The 17450-nt window shown below is 66.0% G+C and carries 11 protein-coding genes and 2 pseudogenes; 1 reads left to right on the top strand and 12 read right to left on the bottom strand.

The annotated features are described in order from the left end of the window. Positions 1 to 94: 94 nt before the first annotated feature. The 8 genes and pseudogenes from E5083_RS01925 to E5083_RS01890 all read right to left on the bottom strand — a co-directional run. Positions 95 to 1264: a helix-turn-helix domain-containing protein gene (locus E5083_RS01925; protein WP_279632429.1), complete on the bottom strand. Its 1170-nt coding sequence runs from the start codon at positions 1262 to 1264 to the stop codon at positions 95 to 97. Then, on the bottom strand, positions 1251 to 2045 hold the full coding sequence (locus tag E5083_RS01920) for a hypothetical protein (protein WP_135783833.1): 795 nt from the start codon (positions 2043 to 2045) through the stop codon (positions 1251 to 1253). Before E5083_RS01920 ends, E5083_RS01925 begins: the two co-directional genes overlap by 14 nt. 204 nt (positions 2046 to 2249) lie before the next feature. Further along, positions 2250 to 6299, bottom strand: a complete 4050-nt coding sequence (locus tag E5083_RS01915; RefSeq protein WP_135783832.1) for a hypothetical protein — start codon at positions 6297 to 6299, stop codon at positions 2250 to 2252. A gap of 78 nt (positions 6300 to 6377) precedes the next feature. Beyond that, positions 6378 to 7442 carry a serine hydrolase domain-containing protein gene (locus E5083_RS01910; protein ID WP_135783831.1) on the bottom strand — a complete coding sequence of 355 codons (1065 nt, stop codon included), beginning with the start codon at positions 7440 to 7442 and terminating at the stop codon, positions 6378 to 6380. A 93-nt stretch (positions 7443 to 7535) separates the two neighbouring features. Beyond that, positions 7536 to 8651 (bottom strand): glycosyltransferase family 4 protein, encoded by a 1116-nt coding sequence (locus tag E5083_RS01905; RefSeq protein WP_135783830.1) that lies wholly within the window; start codon positions 8649 to 8651, stop codon positions 7536 to 7538. Then, positions 8648 to 9184 carry a dCTP deaminase gene (locus E5083_RS01900; protein WP_135783829.1) on the bottom strand — a complete coding sequence of 179 codons (537 nt, stop codon included), beginning with the start codon at positions 9182 to 9184 and terminating at the stop codon, positions 8648 to 8650. Before E5083_RS01900 ends, E5083_RS01905 begins: the two co-directional genes overlap by 4 nt. Continuing rightward, a complete protein-coding gene (gene dcd, locus E5083_RS01895; protein ID WP_135783828.1) occupies positions 9181 to 9720 on the bottom strand; it encodes a dCTP deaminase in 540 nt (179 codons plus the stop codon). The genes E5083_RS01900 and dcd overlap by 4 nt, the downstream gene beginning before the upstream one ends. Continuing rightward, a pseudogene (locus E5083_RS01890) lies at positions 9717 to 10580 on the bottom strand (bifunctional UDP-sugar hydrolase/5'-nucleotidase); the annotation flags it as partial. The pseudogene E5083_RS01890 and the gene dcd, both read right to left, overlap by 4 nt. Between E5083_RS01890 and E5083_RS01885 the strand changes: the two are divergent. Beyond that, positions 10580 to 11458, top strand: a pseudogene (locus tag E5083_RS01885) (LacI family DNA-binding transcriptional regulator); the annotation flags it as partial. The pseudogenes E5083_RS01890 and E5083_RS01885 overlap by 1 nt on opposite strands. 137 nt (positions 11459 to 11595) lie before the next feature. On the opposite strand, the gene E5083_RS01880 reads toward E5083_RS01885, so the two are convergent. The 4 genes from E5083_RS01880 to E5083_RS01865 form a co-directional block, all read right to left on the bottom strand. After that, positions 11596 to 13980, bottom strand: a complete 2385-nt coding sequence (locus E5083_RS01880) for a hypothetical protein (protein ID WP_135783827.1) — start codon at positions 13978 to 13980, stop codon at positions 11596 to 11598. 84 nt (positions 13981 to 14064) lie between these two features. Continuing rightward, a complete protein-coding gene (locus E5083_RS01875; RefSeq protein ID WP_135783826.1) occupies positions 14065 to 14745 on the bottom strand; it encodes a hypothetical protein in 681 nt (226 codons plus the stop codon). Positions 14746 to 14958: 213 nt separating this feature from the next. After that, complete coding sequence (locus E5083_RS01870; protein WP_135783825.1) at positions 14959 to 15297, bottom strand: hypothetical protein; 339 nt, start codon at positions 15295 to 15297, stop codon at positions 14959 to 14961. A gap of 859 nt (positions 15298 to 16156) precedes the next feature. Next, positions 16157 to 17440: a thymidine phosphorylase gene (locus E5083_RS01865; protein WP_135784390.1), complete on the bottom strand. Its 1284-nt coding sequence runs from the start codon at positions 17438 to 17440 to the stop codon at positions 16157 to 16159. Positions 17441 to 17450 lie beyond the last annotated feature (10 nt).

Below are 17450 nucleotides of genomic sequence, written 5' to 3'. Positions count from 1 at the left end.
CAAGTTCGGTTCCTGGCATCGCTGATGTTAGAAGGACTTGGCAGAGTGCCGAGCAGTGAACCACGCCCGCGTCTCCTGAGGTCGAGCGGCGCTGCTATTGGACCAGGCGGAGCACCGGCCTCTGTTCCTGAACGCCCAGAAGATCCCGCACCCTCTTGTCTGTCCAGGCCAGTTCATGGGCAAGTCGGGAAACCGAGAGGCCCCCTTCCTTGGCAGCCAGGTCGAAGGCTTGTCCGAGCAGCGAAGGCTGCTCGCCGGGGAAGTTCGAGACCGATTCGGCAGTGAAGCCGGGCTGGCCGTCGAGAGCGCGTAGGCGCTGGTATGTCCTGCTGGCGGTGGCGTCAGAGATCAGCCCCAGTTCGCGGCAGCGGTAGACGAGCGAGTGGAGGGAGACTCCCCAGACTCCCCTGAGCTCGGCAAGGCGAGCAAAGTCCATTCGCCGCGGCAGGAACGGCAAGATGCTGTCCTGGGGGGTCAGAAACTCGGCAGCAAAGGCGTCAGCCTCCTTCTCCTGACGGCTGTCACCGGTGGCATCACCGTGAAGCACGAGGTGGCCCAGCTCATGCGCAGCCGTGAACCGGTGCCGGTAGATGTCGTCAGCCCGGTTGGCGGTCAGAACAACGAGAGGGCGCGCGGCCCGGGTGGAAAAGGCATCCACGCTCGCGGCGGAGGGGTCACTGGCAGGTGGCATGACCACTACGATCCCGTGTGACTCCATCCGCCTCACCAGATGCGTGACAGGGCCGTTGCCGAGTCCCCAGCGCCTGCGAAGCTCGCGGGCAGCGGATACGGGGTCGGTGGGCAGCTCTTCGCCGGGATGGACCTCTCCGCCAGCGAAACCGGGCAGATCGACGAGCGGCAACTGGATCCGCTGCTCCAGCGCGTACGTAAGCTCCCAGACCTGTTCGGCGAAGGCGAGCGCCCGTTCTCGCTGTGACTTCGGCGTGCTGCGCAAGCTTCGGAAATGCGCCATGGAAGCGTCGAGCCGATTGGCCGGCCTTCCAAGCAGGAAGAACGTCACCGGAACCTTGAGGATCTCTGCAAGCCGGGGGATCAAGTCAGGTCGTGGCTTCGACACCCCTGTCTCGTACTGCCCCACGGCGGCAGGCGTCACCCCGAGCTGGGCGGCCACGTCCTTCTTCGTCATCTCCGCCAGCCGACGAGCTTGTGTCAGCCGGGTGGGATCAAAGCCGTCGGAGATAGCACGTGGTGTGGCACCGCGTTCTTCCGTACCGGGAATGAGGTCTTGCTTAATGGGTCGCATCGTCTTCGCTGGTCTGGTCCTCGACGGGCTCTGCCTCGGTCTGCGCAGGTACGTGCAGAGCCTGGTCCGAGGCGGTACGAGAGGACAGCGTAAGGGTGGGTTCGATTCCGTCGGCGAAGCTGGTGTGTGCCGTGAACTGGTTCGGAACGCTGATCGGTCGCAGCGTGTACGAGGTGACCTCCTGAGGCAGGTGGAGCGGCTCGGGAGAGGTGGCCCACTCCAGCTGCCGGTTCATCCCGAGCGCCGCGATGCCCCAGTACGCCTCAAGGAGCTCGGAGGCGTTGCAGGCGAAAGGCACCAGGACCAGCTGGGTGCCCTGCGGGATCGTTGCCAGAGCGCCGCGCGGTTCGGTGATCGGAACGGTCGGCCCGAAGTCGAGGTCGAACGGATCCTGGGTGTGCTTCGGCTCCGGCGCGAACGTGAAGAGCTCTTGCACCAGGCGGGACTGGCTGGGGATGCGCGCGCTACGCACGTCTGACTTGGTCTTGGAGTACCGGAACGGGTAGAGCAGCCCGTTACCTATGAGCATCAGCTCGTACGAGAAGCCGAACGGCTTGACCGCACGGGCGCCAGGCACCTTCTTGAGTTCGTCCTGAAGACGCTCGTACTGGTTCTCGTATCGGCTGGTGCCGTAGACGCGGGTGGTGCGGGATGCGCCTTGTTCCTGTGCAGCTTGTGCGTTGGCCTGCATGTTGCGAAGGCCCTGCCCGACGCGGCGGCGTGCCTCTACTGCGTGCTTGCCGAACACGTCGGTCGTCCACGACGACGAAGGCATACTCATGCGGACGACTCCTAGGGTCGGACTACGCATCGAAGCATTCCATTGCAGTCCTGACTTTAGTTGATGTCCGAGATTCTGCACAACTGCTTTGATGTTCAACGTGCTTGCTGCTCGTCCGGTGGGCTCAGGTGCCTTCTCCGGCCTACTGGGGCACACCCACGGGCCAACACAAGGTGGTGTTGAAGCGCCGTGAGATCCGCTGAGTCAACAGGACTGCGCGGGTGGGGTGTCATCTGATAGCTCGGCGAGGAGTCGCGCAGCACGGTCGGGGCTGAGGTCCCATTGCAGGGAGATCGTGATCAGGCCGTCCAACTGTTGGGAGTCCTCCGTCGGGTGGTTAGTCATGCCTTGAGCGATGGCGGTGGCGAGGTTCGGCATCCGTGAGTCTCGGAGAGTGCCCTGGCTGCACTCGCTCTCTACTCGACGAGCCAGGAAGCTGAGGCAATGCTCGACCTCACCGATGACTGGGTCACCTGGCCGGAGTGCGGCGATGATGCCCTGTGCCTGCTGGAACCGCGCCACTTCCTGGTCGGCGATACTTTGGTGTCGCGGGTCGGGTTCCCGTAGAGCCATCAGGTGGGCCAGGCCGGAGAGGCACTGGAGAGCTTGGTGGGCGTCGATGACCGCGTTAGTGAGCGGCGTCGGGTGGGCTTCAGGAAGGGCCGCGCTCCAGGTGTCGAAGAGGTCGATTCCGGGCCAGAGTTCATCTTGAAGCTGCTGTGCGAGACGTCGAACCGGCTTGCCGTCGGCAAGTGGCACGATAAGGACGGGCCTGCGGTACCCCTGAGATACGTGATCATGCCGCATCAGCCCGCTCAGCTGGGTCAATACGGCCTGCCATTGGGCAACGTCGTCAAGCGCCACGCCCACTGCCAACTGCACGGGGGGCCACTCCACCGCCTTTGCGTCGGTGATCGGCCGAGAGTAGAGCTGAATGGAGATACCGACTGCTTCGGCTTCGGCCTGAAGCTTCCGCTGGACTGCTATCGCTCGTTCGTTGGCAGCCGCTCGGGCGAGGTCCGCCGCTCGGGCGAGCCCCTGTGCAGACGGCCCAGACCGTGCCGCAGTCCTGAGCGCGTTCGACTCAAGAGTGCCCCAGGTGAGCTCAGCGAGAACGGGGTGCAGGTCGGTGAGAGTCTTCATTACTTGATCGAGGACGGTCGGCGGTTCCTGGCCGATGAGGTGCCAGCGTTCGTCGTCCCGTACGCGCAGGAGACCCGCCCGCAATGTCTCCCAGACATAACCGGCGAGTGCCCGGTGCTCCGTGGGGTCGACAATCCTTCGGGTGAGGTTGTCCGCGATTCCGTCCACGAGCAGGTGCAGGTTATCCACACCACCGCCTGGAGCGGCGGCATCGGCAGGCAATGCGGACAGGGAGGTGCTGTCGGCGGGCAACGTCAGCGCGGCGGCCTGCTCCGACAGCGCCGCTTGCATCGTACGAAGCTTGGCCGTGTCCCTGGGCCCCGCGCGGCCGATGGCCCAGGCCCGGGTCAGGTCCATCAAGTACTTGTTCAGCGTGGGGAGCACCGCGCTCGCTGTTGCTGTTCGAGTTGTCCAGTCGGTGGTGCCGGCGGCAGCCGTGGCGATCAGAGCCTGCGCGCGAAACCATGCCACCTGGCTCGTCGAACGGTCGTACCTGCGTTGCAAGCTGCTGACTCCACCCGTGAAGTCACCGATTGTCTGTGGAATTCCACCGGGCAGCAGGCTTTGGACATCCACGCTCTCGCAGTGCGGAAGGCAGCGGAGCAGGATTCGCCCAAACGCCCGGACCGATTGTTCCGCGTCTGGCTGAGCCCGACCGGACACATGCATGAGACGGGCGTACGCGACCGGATTGCCGTCCCGTTCTATGACGGATGCCTCAACCACCCACGGGGATTCAGCTATGAGTCTCGCCAGGATTACGTCCTCTCCACCCGCGAGTTCGAGCAGGTCCTTGGCCAGATTCGACGACACGGCTCGTGCCGCTGTGAGGAGGTCTCCCAGCGACTCAACTGGTGAGTGGAGGAGTAGCCGCGCAAACGGTGAGTCGGCGAGCACTTGCGGCCAGTCCGTGACATCCAGCTTCGTTTGGGCGAGTACAGCCAGGAATCTCTGGGCTTCGGCCTCCTCCTCGCACTGTGCGAGTACGTTCGCCAACTCGGCCGTGCCGAGCCGTTCTGCCAGTGCGTCGCGTAGCGGAGAACTGGAAGGACCACCGGCGCGGATCTCGGCCGTGGCAGCGGCGATCTCGGGTTTCAGGTTCGGCAGCGGATCGCCGTCCAGCACCGCGAAGTACAGGAGCGTCCGACGGTTTGCGGGCGACACCCGGTGCCGATCGAGGATCTCTGCCCACTTGGCGGCCTGACGGGTGAAATCGACGAGGCGCAGCGCCTGGAGAACACCTGTCATCCCAGCTGTACTGGGTCTTTGCCCGAGCTCGACTACGACCTGCTGCAGTACGACGGAATCCAGATCCGGGTATTCCGTGAGGACGCCCGCCACGAACGGCTGGAGCTGTGCATCGACCAGCATTCGCATCACCGAGATGACGGTCTCATCCAGCATCGGTGGCGGCACCGCATGGACGGCATCGGCCAATCTGCCGGAGCGCAACTGATGAAGCCCGGACAGACGTCCCAGCCGCTCGTGGACGAGGTGTTCGTCCATTAGGCGGGAGAGCGCGAGACGGAGTTCCGCGTCGCCGATGCCGAGTTGCTGCTGTATTGCCCGCAGCGGCACGTCGGCGCCCCATCTATGGGCCACCGAGATTCTCGCCAGGATCTCGATCTCCGTCTGTCGCCCTTCGATCACCCGTCGGTTGACCTGCTCAGACAGGACATCCGACAATCGCCGTCCGCGGGTGAGGAGGTGCGTGAACTCCAAAGTCAGTCCGTCCGCTGCTTCGTATGCCTCCCGCCAGTGTGGCGCTTTCGTGAGACCGGATGCGGAGAGACCTGCGTAGATCTGTTTCGCGACCTCCTCGTCGAGCGCTACCGAGATCTGGGCGCAACCTGCCTGGCTTCGGAGCGGTAGCAGGTCCTCGCTACGCACAGAACCCAACAGCAGAACGCCGGGAATGGGTGCAAGTTCACGATGGAGAACGTCCCAAGCCTCGGCCGCTCCGATCCCGATGCCGTCCAGCACGAATCCGACCGGCGAGCGCGTCGATGGTTTCAACGCCTTGGCGAGTCGTACTAGCGAGGCGGTGTCCTCGTTCCGCAAGTGCCGGATCCGGTACCAGAGCACATGCCTGGTCACATAGGCGGCCGTCCACATGACGGTCGACTTGCCAACTCCGGATGGGCCGGTGACAAGGATGCTCTCTTCACGGTCGATCGCCGCCACTACCTGACCAGTCAGACCTGGCCTGGGGGCTGGCAGGCCGGCGGCGATGTGGCCGGGCTGTACGTCGATTCCCTCGAAGAAACCTGCCGGCTGAAGCGGGCGATCGAAGTCGACCGGCTCACAAACGCCTGCCGCAAGTGCTTCTTCGAGCGACTCCCGATCGATGGTTTCCGCGACCTCCTGCGCGATGCGGTCGATGCTCGTTCGGCTGAGCCCGGCCGCATCTGCGAGGCGCGTCTCCGCGTTGGCATCGGCATGGCCTGCGACAGCGTCGCGCAACGCCAGCACGACCGGCTCTGCTCCTGCGGGCAACAGCCCGAAGCGCTGTACTACTGCCGTGCAGGTCTGCTCCGCAGCCGTCCGCCAGGGCAGCACGTAGAGGCTAACTATTGCGCACCAGGCATCGATCTCGTCTCTGCTCAGACCGGCTCGCTCAGCCTTTGCGTTGAGTTCCCGCAGCACCGGATGGCCCGGCGGAAGGGCATCCAGCGGGCGGCCCCATTCGGTAAACCACTCACTGTTGACTGGCCGTTCGAGTACGAGGACCGCTCGACCAGCTACCCCCGCTTGCTTACGCTTGGTGTGGGCTTTGGCCATGGTGACAAGATCTGCGGCCACGTGGGAGGCGGTGAAGTCTCCGACTCGTTCCTGGCGTGACTTCACCTGGACGTGCCAGGGCGTCGGGCCTTCACAGGAGAGGTCTTCAAATCCCTCCGGGACAATGCGATCGATGACGAGAGCGCGGGACAGTACGCGGCCGCACAGCCACGCTCCGACGGCATCCTGGTAGTGAAACCCGCGGCCCGCCCGCGCCCCAGAACGCGTTTGCATCCACAAGGATCCATCGGGTCCACTGCTTGAGTTGCTCTGCTTCGTGGGTACGGCGGGCCCGACCTGCCCACGCCGTCGCTTGTTCTTGCTGGCCATCCAGGAAGCATGGCACCCGCCTCTGACAACCGAGGCGCGTGCGGGAGTGCGGAGCATTGCCGGTGCAGAGGGACTGAGTTACACAGATGGGGATTCATTCGGCGAAAAGGCCAGACCACGGAAGGCGTTACGTACGTCGGTCAAGGGCTGCCGGTCACGGGTGTAGTACAGCTTGTTCGTCAGCAGTACGGCCCACCGGCCTTGGCGGGGTGAGATCCATGTGCCGGTTCCAGTGAATCCGTAGTGGACCCAGACGTCATCGACCAGAACTGTCCCAGGAGCGGTGTGCCAGAACAGGCCACGCACGGGAGTCAGCGTGCCGGTCTGGACGGTCAGTGATGTCGTGCTCCAACCGCGGCCGAATCCGGCGCGCCGCGGCGCGGTACCGACGTCCAGCAGGTGGCGAAGGAAGACGGTGAGGTCGTCGAGGACGGTGAAAGCGCCAGCGATGCCGCAGACGCCGTCCAAGAGGCGCGCGGAGAAATCGTGGGCGGTTCCCTTGAGGTGAGTGTCGGTGTCCCGGTTGTACTCGGTTGGGGCGCAGCGATCTGCGATCTGATCGGGTAGTGGCCCGAAGCGGGTGCTGTCCATGCCCAGTGGTCGCCAGATGCGGACAGCAGCCAGCTGGTCCAAGCTCTGGCCAGAGAGATGTTCAGCGAGGTATCCGAGGATGAGGGCAGCCCGGTCGGTGTACTCAACGGCCTCGCCTGGTGACCGGTTAAGTTGCTCGTGCAGCACGCCTCGGCGGATGTCCTCCCTGTTGGTGCCGTAGAGGTTCTTCAGTTGGGCCCTCAACGGAAGGCCAGCGGTGTGCGTCAGCAGTTGCCGCGCGGTAACGGCTCCGAGCGGATGGCCGGTGACCTCGGGCCAGAAGCCGCCAAGCGGCTGGTCCAGGTCGAGGGCGCCGTCCCCCCACAGAGCGCCGATGCATGACCACACGGCGAGGATCTTGGTGAGGCTGGCGGCGTCGAAGACGGTGTCGGCGCGCATCGGCACGTCCGGCTCGTCGGGGTCGAGGACCCCAGTGGTGCCTTGGGCGCGGATGCCATTGGCGTCGCCGATGGCCCACACGGCGCCGGGGTACACCTTGTCGCGAACGCCCTCGTCGAGCAGGGCCTCGATGCGTTCGATGTCGTACGTCATGGTCTCCCTCTTCGCTGGGGCATCCCGCCGGCCAGCGTAGTGACGTTCACGGAGCGGGGCGGGCAGCGACGTGGCGGACCGCTCGATGGCCGTTCAGGCGAGTTGGCGGCCGAGCTCGGTCAGGGATCGTGCGGTCGCCGAGAGCGGATAGCGCGCGGCATTCGCGTAGCCCGCCTGCCGCAGGGCGAGCAACAGGCCGGGGGCGGTACGCAGCCGGTCGAGGTCACGGGACAGGGCGGCGGCGTGGGTGAAGTCGGTGGCGACGCCGGAGGCGGCGAGGGCTTCGTTGAGGCCGGGAACGGGTTGGTAGAGGACGGGCAGCCCGCAGGCTTGGGCCTCCAGTGCGACCAGGCCCATGGCTTCCAGGGTGGTTGACGGCATGACCAGTACGTCGTGCTCGGTGAACGCTCTCCATAGCTGTGGACGGCGGAGCCAGCCGAGGTAACGGGCCCTTACGCCGACCCGTTGCAGGAGCGGGGTCAGGGCATGGAACTGGGCTCTGGGGGCGGCGATGCTCAGTTCAACACCTGGCACCGGGGCCACGCTTTTGACCAGGGACTCGACACCTTTCTCGGCGGTCAGCCGTCCCGCGTACAGCAGGCGTAGGTGGCTGGAGGACCTGCGGGTGGGTCGTGCCAGCGGATCGGTGAGCAGGTGGTCTGGGATGCCCCAGGGGATGCGGGTGACCTTCCGGCGGTCGATCTGTGGGGCGAGCTTGAGGAGGTGGTCGGCCATCGCCCCCGTCGGAACGACGATCGCGTCGGCCGCCCTGGCGGTCTCGCGCAGAACTTGGAGCTGGTCACGGTGGGCCTCGGCGAAGATCAGGTCCGTGCCATGAACTAAGGCGATGCGGGGATGCAGCGGGAGCGCCCGCATCAGGGCGGGAGCCGCACCGAACGCGAGGTGCTGCAGGTGCAGTACGCCGATCTGGGCCGGGTCGATCGCTATCGCGAGAGCCCTGCGCAGGGCCGCCACGTAGCGGCCGAAAGCGGAACCCTCCAGACACTTCCCCGACACGGGCAGCAGGTCGAGCCCAGCGGGGAGAAGGCGTCTGGGATTCGAAGGGCCCAGCATGAACGCGCGTGCAGGGATGAGGGGGCGGTCGCCCGTGTAGAGGTCGAGGAAGAGCTCGACGCTGCCGCCGGGGCTTCCGGCGGGCAGGTCCAGGACAGTGGCGACCAGCGGCGCGGCGGCCGAGCGGGAGCTCACAGGGCACCCCCGGGAATCTCTTCGTAGAGGCGGGAGATGTCGATGCCGTCCGTCGACGCGTACTTGGCGGGTTGCTGCTGGTAGCTGACCGGGGCGCCGAAGGCCGTGAGGAAGACGAGCTTCCCGAAGGTCATCCCGGGGTACACACGCACGGGCCGGGCGGCCCGGATTTCCAGGGTCCAGCGGATGGCGTGACCCTGGTGTCCGAGCGGGGCTGAGACGTGGACCCAGATGCCGAGGGCGCCGATGGTGCGGTCGCCGTTGAGCATCTGTGCGTACTTCTCCGAACCGGTCTTCTCCAGCGTGACGCCGAGGTAGAGCGTCTCGGGTTGCAACACCAGGCCGGTGGTGGGGATGGGCTGCTCGATGAATGCGGTAGGGGTGGCGGCGTCGAGGTCACCGTCGCAGACGCGGAGTGTGTCGCCGAGACGCCAGTCGTAGGCGTTCGGGGAGAGCCGGGCGGGGTCGTACGGCTCGATGGTGATCTCGCCGGTCTGAATGGCGGCGGCGATTGCGGGGCCAGTGAGGATCACGAGGCCACCGTCCGAGGTTTTGTGACGTCGCGCCAGTAAGCCGAAGACTGGGCACCCACAGCGGCCTGGTACTTGCCGCGGTAGAGGTCGATGGCGCCGGTGGAGAGGAAGAACATGATCTGCCCGATCTTCATGCCCGCGTAGACGCGTAACGGGCGGATCGGGGAGAGCATCAGCGTCCACTGGCCGTGAAAGCCGATGTCTCCGATCGGGGCGGTGATCTCGACGAACAGGCCCAGTCGGCCGACCGAGGAGCGGCCGAACAGCAGCGGCACGAAGGTGTTGGAGCCGACGTGCTCGATGGTGTGGCCCAGGTAGAGCTCGCCGGGCTGGAGCACGTAGCCGTCCTGACCGATCTCGACCTCGTGGGTGGGGTTGGGGCGGTGGGCGTCGATCTCGGTGGCGGTGTAGGTCAGCAGCGTCGGACCGAGACGGACGTTGTAGCTGTTGGGGTTGACCTGGTCCGGCTCGAAGGGGCTGATGACCAGGCGGCCATCGTGTTTCGCGGCGGTGATTTCGGGTCCGGTGAGGATCATTGGTCGCCTCCTTCGATGAGGTCGGCAGCCGAGGGGAAGGGTGTGGACAGGACACTTCGTACGGCCTGCCCCAGGCGCAGTCCGGCTTGATGCGTGCGTCCGCCGAGGTAGCTGTCGGCGAGGTAGTCGGTGGTCAGCACGCTGCGTATCGCGGACGGCAGAGGCTCGGGCGTGATGACCAGCGGACCGACGCGTTCGGTGAGGTGGTCGAGCAGCTTGTCGTGGCCCTGGGCGTACTCGTCGGGGAGGAAGGCGTGGACGAGCTGGTTGTCGAAGGGCTCGATGGACAGCAGGTCGCCGAGGGTCAGGGTGTGGCCGAGCGGGGTGGAACGCAGGGCGGTCTCGTTGAGGATGACCGCGTCCGCGCCGAGGCCGGAGTGCAGGCGGCCGGCGATCTCGGCCAGGAGGCGGCGCCGGTCCAACGGGGCATTGCAGTAAGGCTCGTTCACCGTGCCGAGTGGGCTCGTCAGTGTCCGTGCCATGACGCTGATCTCTTCGTGCAGTGCGGTGAGGCCCTCGGGGACCGCGGCCGAGTCCGGGAAGGCGCACGCGCGGGCGCCCCAGCCGCTGCCGCCGGGCTCCGCGGTGGCGTATCCGAGGCCGAGCTCGTGGCCCTTGACGACGAGGGTGTTGCCGATGTGCACGGGGCCGTAGGTGTCGCTGTGGCAGTGACCGGAGAAGATGACGTTCGCGAATGGGCACGCGGCGGCGAGCTTCAGGTCCTCGTCGAAGCCGGAGTGGGACAACACGATCCAGGCGTCGGTGCAGTGGTGGTGCTCCAGCATCACCTTGCGCAGGGCGTGGGCCGGATCCGTGACCTGATGGCCTGCACGCTGGTCGACGGGAACCGCGTTGAACGCTGGACACCGAGTTCGCCCGTCTTGGGGCTGTCCGCGTCGAATGGCAGCTGTACGAACTCGACACGGGCGAGCTGGTGCGCTGCCCACCGAAGGACGACAGCTACCGCACCATCGACTCGATGGACTGGCTTTCGGCGCTGGTCGCCAACCGCATCGCCCGCACGAAACCCGCACCGTGCCCGTGTCACGGCAAGACCTACGTCTTCCGAGGGCACGGAGCGGCCCGCACCGGTGGCCATCAGGGCGCCAAGCTCGTCGACGTCGCGCGCCGCGCCGGAGTCTCCACGGGCACGGTGTCCAACGTCCTCAACCACCCCAACCGCGTCACCGAAGCCACCCGAGTGAAGGTGAAGCAGGCCATCGCGGACCTCGGGTTCGTACGAGGCGGCGCATTGCCGGAGCACGCTTCCCACTGGCGCCGAAACGGCTTCGCCACCTGGCTGTTCACCCCGGCGGTCTCCGGCTGGTACCCGAAGAAGGCCCCGCAGGAGGCGCGGCCCGTGCCCCTGCTCGGTGAGCCGTGGCCAGGAGTGCCGGCTAGGGGGCGCGGCGCCAGCGAGCGGGCTGACTCCTGCTGGATCCCGATAGCCAAGGGCCTCACTCCGCACGGCCTGCGCCACACCCATCGAACCGTGATGGAGGACCTCGGTACGGAGAAGGTCCTCATGGACGACCGCATGGGCCACATCGACGGCTCGGCCTCGGCGCGCTACGCACACGTCATCCAAGGCATGCGTAAGCGCCTCATGTTGGGGCTGACCGAACAGTGGGAGGTAGCGCTCGACGCACGTTTGGCCATGGGTGCCACGTCACCAGTGCGCGTACTGAGTGATCTCCTGCTGGCACGCGGGGTATCACGTGTTCCAGCCGAGTTGTAGTAGGCACAGCATGCCACTCGTGGCACCTAAAACGGGGCCTACAGCAAGTCAGGACCAGTTCTGGTCTCCAGCACTGGTCCTGACCTGGTGCGTCATGGTTGGGGCAGCGGGATTCGAGCCCTCGACTCTTTTACTGGTCAGTCAAGGAGCGTCTCCGGGGAATCCTCGGATTCCGAATTGTCCTCCTCCAGCGCATGGTCTTCCACGGTCCTGCGCCGCAGGTTCTCCACGTCGGTCAGGATGCCGACCAGCATTTTGTGCAGATGGTCGAGTTGGTCCACCGGGACGATCGGAGTGTGGTCCCCGACTTCCGGCTCCAGTGCATGCAGGTGGTCGAGGGCGTCTCGGGCGCCCTGCACTCCGAGGTGAAGGGTCCTGCGGTGTGCGGCGGCGCGCTGGCTGGGCGGAACCGGAACGTCCTCGTCTCGGGGCCCGGGGAACGACGCTCCGACCACGGTCCCGACCCCTGCGTCGATGGTTCCGTACTGGAACAGTGGCGTCCCGGAGTCCGCCACATCGGACGTCTCGCCGGATTCGTCAACGAGGGGCCCGCTCTGTGCTGACTCCGCCTCATTAGTCGACCTAGTCCCCTCGTTTGGCGCGGGCGGAGCCGTAGGCGGGATGACAACCATCGGCGGCGCAACCTTCGCCATGCGATCCGGGTCCGAGGCGGCGACGACGTCCCACTCGTACAGCGGCACCGGCACGCCGTCGGCGTCGACGGCGATACGGTCCTCCGCGTCGAGGTCGACTTTGAAGTAGATGTACGGCGGCTCGTCGGATTCGACCGACTCCTTGCCTGTGAGGCTCTGCTTGGGCACGGAGTTCTGGGGCAGGTCGTTGCTGCGGAAGGTATTGGCGGCCAGCGCGAGGGTCCACAGGCCGAGTTCGTTCGTCGGCTTGGAGAGTCCCTCGATGACCTTGTTCACATCCGAACGGAAGGGGACTCCGCCCTTCTCCTTCCTGGCCCCCAGCGATGAGCCGACATTCCTGGTCAGGAGCTTGTCAGCGATCAACGCGACGCCGCCGGCCACCGCGAGGGTGCGGCGGGCGTCGTCGTTGCCGTTCATTGCTGGTTCAATCAGCGTGGTGAAGTCCTCGGTGGGGACCGGAGTCCAGCCCTGGGTGACGTCGGCTGATAGCACACCGCCGTTGTTCCATGCGTTGCGCGCCTGCTTAGTGACCAGCTTCTTCTTCCCGCGCCAGGGCAGGTCGATGATCGGTCCGAGCAGCTCACCGAATCCCTTCATGCTCATACGCTGGCCGCCCTTGATGGCCTTGGCCTGGTCCTTGAGTAGTTCGAGGAGGTCCGGCTGGGTCAGGGCGCTGACCAGGTAGACGGCACGCCACAGGGCGGTCCCGGGAGGGGCCGGTTCGTCTCCGAAGACCTGCGGAAGCTCGGTCACGGGGATGCGGCCGACGGCAAGGCCGTACACCGCCTGGAGGTCGGCTGTGTTCCAGCGTGGGTCTCCCTGCTGGATGATCCGCTTCAGGGCCCGGGTGATGACCTCGACGTTCTGGGCCGCTGCGTCCCACTGCTTGAACTCGACATGCACCGAGGCCAGTACGGAGCGGATGGCGTCGTCGAAGATGTCCTCCGGCGACAGCACCCGGCCGTCATGGCCCTCGACTCCGACAGCGATCTGTGCTGGAACGACGAAGGACTGAGCGATCTGAGCGGCCTGGAGCCCGGGCGTCGCCCCCTTCATCTCGCCGTCGAACTGCTGCCGCCGTACCTGGCGCCACTGCGCCCGGCTGGCCGTCAGCCGCTGCCCGAGACCGGGCCCTGCGGCCACCCCTGCTGTGGAAGCCCTCCCGAGCAGTGCGTCAGTGGCCAAGGTGGCCACCTCGGCGGGGTCGGCACCGTGCCCGGCTAGTACCGCCCAAGCGCTGGCGAGCCGGGTGATCCCGTCACGGACGACGAGAACGTGGATCGGCTCCGTACCGTCCTCGAAGGTGATCTCGACAGGGTGGGTGATCAGGTTGCGGGTGACGGAGCGCGTGAGGATGGAGGTCGCGTAGCTGTTGAGCGACAGCGTCGCGTGGATGGTCTGCCATACGTGGTTCCGCAGATGGACGAGGTTCTCGTAGCGGTACTGCACGATCGCACTGGGACGCCCTTCACTGGTAATCCCGTGCACCTGCGGATCGGGTACCTCCAAGACCTCCATGCCGGTACGAGGCTGAGGACCGGGGAACAGCTCGCTCAGCAGGACACGGGTGACGGCCGACCACAGCGTTGCCCCCTCGACGTTTTCGACCATCAGGAGGCCAGAGGGCTCATCCGGCGCCGGACGAAGCTGAACTGTCAGTGCATCGGGACGAGTTGTTGCACGCGCTATGGCGTCCCACGAGGCGTCCGGAAGCCAGGTGTTCGGATTGGCCCGGCCGGCCGCGGTCACCGCTGCGACATGGCTGTCCGCCGAGTCGGCAGGGAGATGGGGCGAGATGTTGGTTACCCGGATCGTGTCCGTCCCCCAGGAGACGTCGATGGAAAGAGCAGCGGGTTTGCTGGTGGTCATGGGTACAGATCTCCAATGTGGTCTGAAGTGGCCTGCGGTGGTCATTACGAAGGGTGGCGAGTCATGAACTCGCCACCCTGGTCGTTATTTCAACATTTCTACCGAGATATCCTCGTCTGCCCAAGGCAACTCTGGCGGAAGCCAGGGCGGCCTGCAGCTCATGTTCGGGTAGCACCGATGTTGATAAGCGGCGTAAGCCCCGAGCTTTGTGGGTGTCAGGAGCAGCTCGATCTCGGTCACACGGCAAGGGAGAGCCCTCAAGGTCGGTGAGTCCGGGGGCAGGGGCTCAAGATCTGGACCGTCCGCAGTGAGGCGGTACCAGGTAATCCCGCGACTGGTATGGATGAGGGCGAATCCCGAGGGGCGTCCTGCGAGCCGAGTGCACAACCAGTCGAGCACGTCCTGCTCCGCCTGCCGGGAATGCCGCTTGGATATGTGGGTGATGAGTAGCTTGGGGAAATCGGCCAGAGCCTCGGTGAATTGTCTGGCGTACTGATGACCCAGCGCACGCGCAGCCCTGGGGTTGGCGGCCTGCAGGCGGATGTCAAATTCACCCTTGACGAGTCTGCTCGGGTGCGGTAATGGCCCTGATGTAGGGATTCGTAGCCGGTCGCCGAGAAGGGCGTTCCACTTATGCTGGTACTTCGTGATCTCTGCTGCTGCCAGTTCGAGCACGCAGATGGTGCGAAACGGCAGTCGCCCGGAGGTGCCGACGATGAAGACGGGTTCCTCGCATGGGATGGGTATTTCTGCAGCGTTGCTCATCCGTAACTCCTGACAGTGACGTTGTCGGGGGTGCATAAGTGGCGAGGGTGATGCGTCGTCACCAGAGTGGCTGGTGCCGTTCGTTGTTACCACCGTACGGACGGGCTGCGGCTCGCGCAGTCACTTTTTAGATCCTGCGCCAGGATGGCGCAGGAGATACGTCTGTTGATGTACGTGACATGCAGGAACCGGATGTTCTGCTTCCGTGTCGCCTCAGCTCAAGTTGTCCTTAGCTTGCGGGTAGTTATCGAACACCTGCGGGAGAGGATTCATCCCTAGCTTGTCCAGGTGCGCCAGGGCGGCGGCGACGGCGGCAACCTCACCTAGGACACTGTCGCGTTGGATGACCCAAACGAACTCGTTCTCGGATGACGGCAACGTGCGTGGCAAGGAGGTGAGTCCGATCCTTTCGAACTCGTCGCTGATCTGTGTGCACAGCTCGGAGCTGAGTCGAGCTCGTCCCGGCGCGGCGTGCTTCTTGATGAAGTGCATGGACAAGCGCTTGATGCCGTGGTCAACCTCGACCGCGTGCTTGATAATTGTGAAGTCCATAACCCAGTACCTTACTGAGTTAATAAGGGAGTTGAGAAGGGGGTTGCAGCTACCTCCTCCGGGGTCAATGTGCGTGGCTGGCGGCAGCGCGGGCGTGAAGTCAGCTTGAACAGCGCCACTCTTGTCACGCCAGGGCAGTGACCACCACCATCAGCGCCAGCAGTCCTTCGCCCCCAACCTGGTCCGCCGCTCCCGCGAACGCTATGCCGCACGCATGGGTGCAGCCACCGACGGCCGGATAGGCGCTACAGGGCTGCTCTCCCCAACCGCCCCCCGTAAGCCGGCGCATACCTTCTATGGCCAGCTTCCATCCTGCGCGATTCACCTTGGTCGACAGCTCGCCTTGATCAAGGTTGTTCTTCCCGAGGAGCGAGGGACCGCGCGTGGCGGCGAGCTCGTCTATATGGCGCCGGCCGCCAGCAGGCACTACACGGTACGGGATCACCTATCGGCGCTGGCATGACGCGCGCAACTATCACCGACCCGGCATCCGCGCCCCGTGCTCCCTGTCGTGGGCCTCGGGCTGGCACCTGCATCACTGGCTGTGGCGAGTCAGGAAACGCTGGGCTGGTAGTAGCCACGATTCTTTGCTGCGCCACCGCTCACACGGGACCCCGAGGGCGGGGGTGAGCGTCTGCCGACCGGCGAGAGCGACCGTTCACCGAATGCGTGATCTTGCGAGCAGCTTTGGGAGCCGTCTTCCGTACTTGGCTCCCAAACGGCTCCCAAAGCGAGCCCGGAAACCACTCAGGGGCCTGACCCGCTAAGCGGATCAGGCCCCTGACCTGGTGTTACAGCTGTCGGGGTGGCGGGATTTGAACCCACGACCTCTTCGTCCCGAACGAAGAGGTCCCCCGGCTCAGTCCACCCGCCCCAACACCACCGGCGAGGCCGTGAACGACGTGCCCGCCGGGGCGATGTCGAAGGAGCCCTCCGTAGCCTCCAGCGCATACCCGAACCGCTCCGGCGTATCCGTGTGCAGCGTCAGCAACGGCTGGCCCGCCACCACCGTGTCCCCCGGCTTCGCGTGCAGTTCCACGCCCGCCCCCGCCTGTACCGGGTCCTCCTTGCGGGCGCGGCCCGCGCCGAGGCGCCAGGCGGCGATGCCGATGTCGTAGGCGTCGAGGCGGGTGAGGGTGCCGGAGGCGGGGGCCACTACTACGTGCTGTTCGCGGGCGACAGGCAAAACCGCGTCCGGGTCGCCGCCCTGGGCGGTGATCATGCGGCGCCAGACGTCCATCGCGGAGCCGTCGGCCAGGGCCTTGGCGGGGTCGGCGTCCTTGAGGCCGGCCGCGTCGAGCATCTCGCGGGCCAGGGCGAGGGTCAGCTCGACCACGTCCGCCGGGCCGCCGCCCGCCAGGACCTCGACCGACTCGCGGACTTCCAGGGCGTTGCCCGCCGTGAGGCCGAGCGGGGTGGACATGTCGGTGAGGAGGGCGACCGTCTTCACGCCGTGGTCGGTGCCGAGGCCGACCATGGTGGAGGCCAGTTCTCGGGCGTCGTCCAGGGTCTTCATGAAGGCGCCGGAGCCGACCTTCACGTCCAGGACCAGGGAGCCGGTGCCCTCGGCGATCTTCTTGGACATGATCGAGGACGCGATCAGGGGGATCGCCTCCACCGTGCCGGTCACGTCGCGCAGCGCGTACAGCTTCTTGTCGGCCGGGGCCAGGCCGTCGCCCGCCGCGCAGATCACCGCGCCGGTGCCGTCCAGCACCGACAGCATCTCCTCGTTGGAGAGCAGCGCGCGCCAGCCGGGGATGGACTCCAGCTTGTCCAGGGTGCCGCCGGTGTGGCCGAGGCCGCGGCCGGAGAGCTGCGGTACGGCCGCGCCGCACGCGGCCACGAGGGGCGCGAGCGGCAGCGTGATCTTGTCGCCGACGCCGCCCGTGGAGTGCTTGTCGGCGGTCGGCCGGGACAGCGAGGAGAAGTCCATCCGCTCGCCGGAGGCGATCATCGCCGCGGTCCAGCGGGCGATCTCCCGGCGGTCCATCCCGTTGAGCAGGATCGCCATGTTGAGGGCGGCCATCTGGTAGTCGGCGACCTCGCCGCGGGTGTACGCGTCGATGACCCAGTCGATCTGCTCGTCGGTCAGTGCGGCGCGGTCCCGCTTGCTGCGGATGACGGAGATGGCGTCCATGGCCAGGGAGTTCCTT

It is taken from the genome of Streptomyces bauhiniae (genome assembly GCF_004784475.1).
GTDB lineage: Bacteria > Actinomycetota > Actinomycetes > Streptomycetales > Streptomycetaceae > Streptomyces > Streptomyces seoulensis.
The sequence above is the reverse complement of the archived record's forward strand: the minus strand, read 5'-3'. Positions and strand labels throughout refer to the sequence as shown.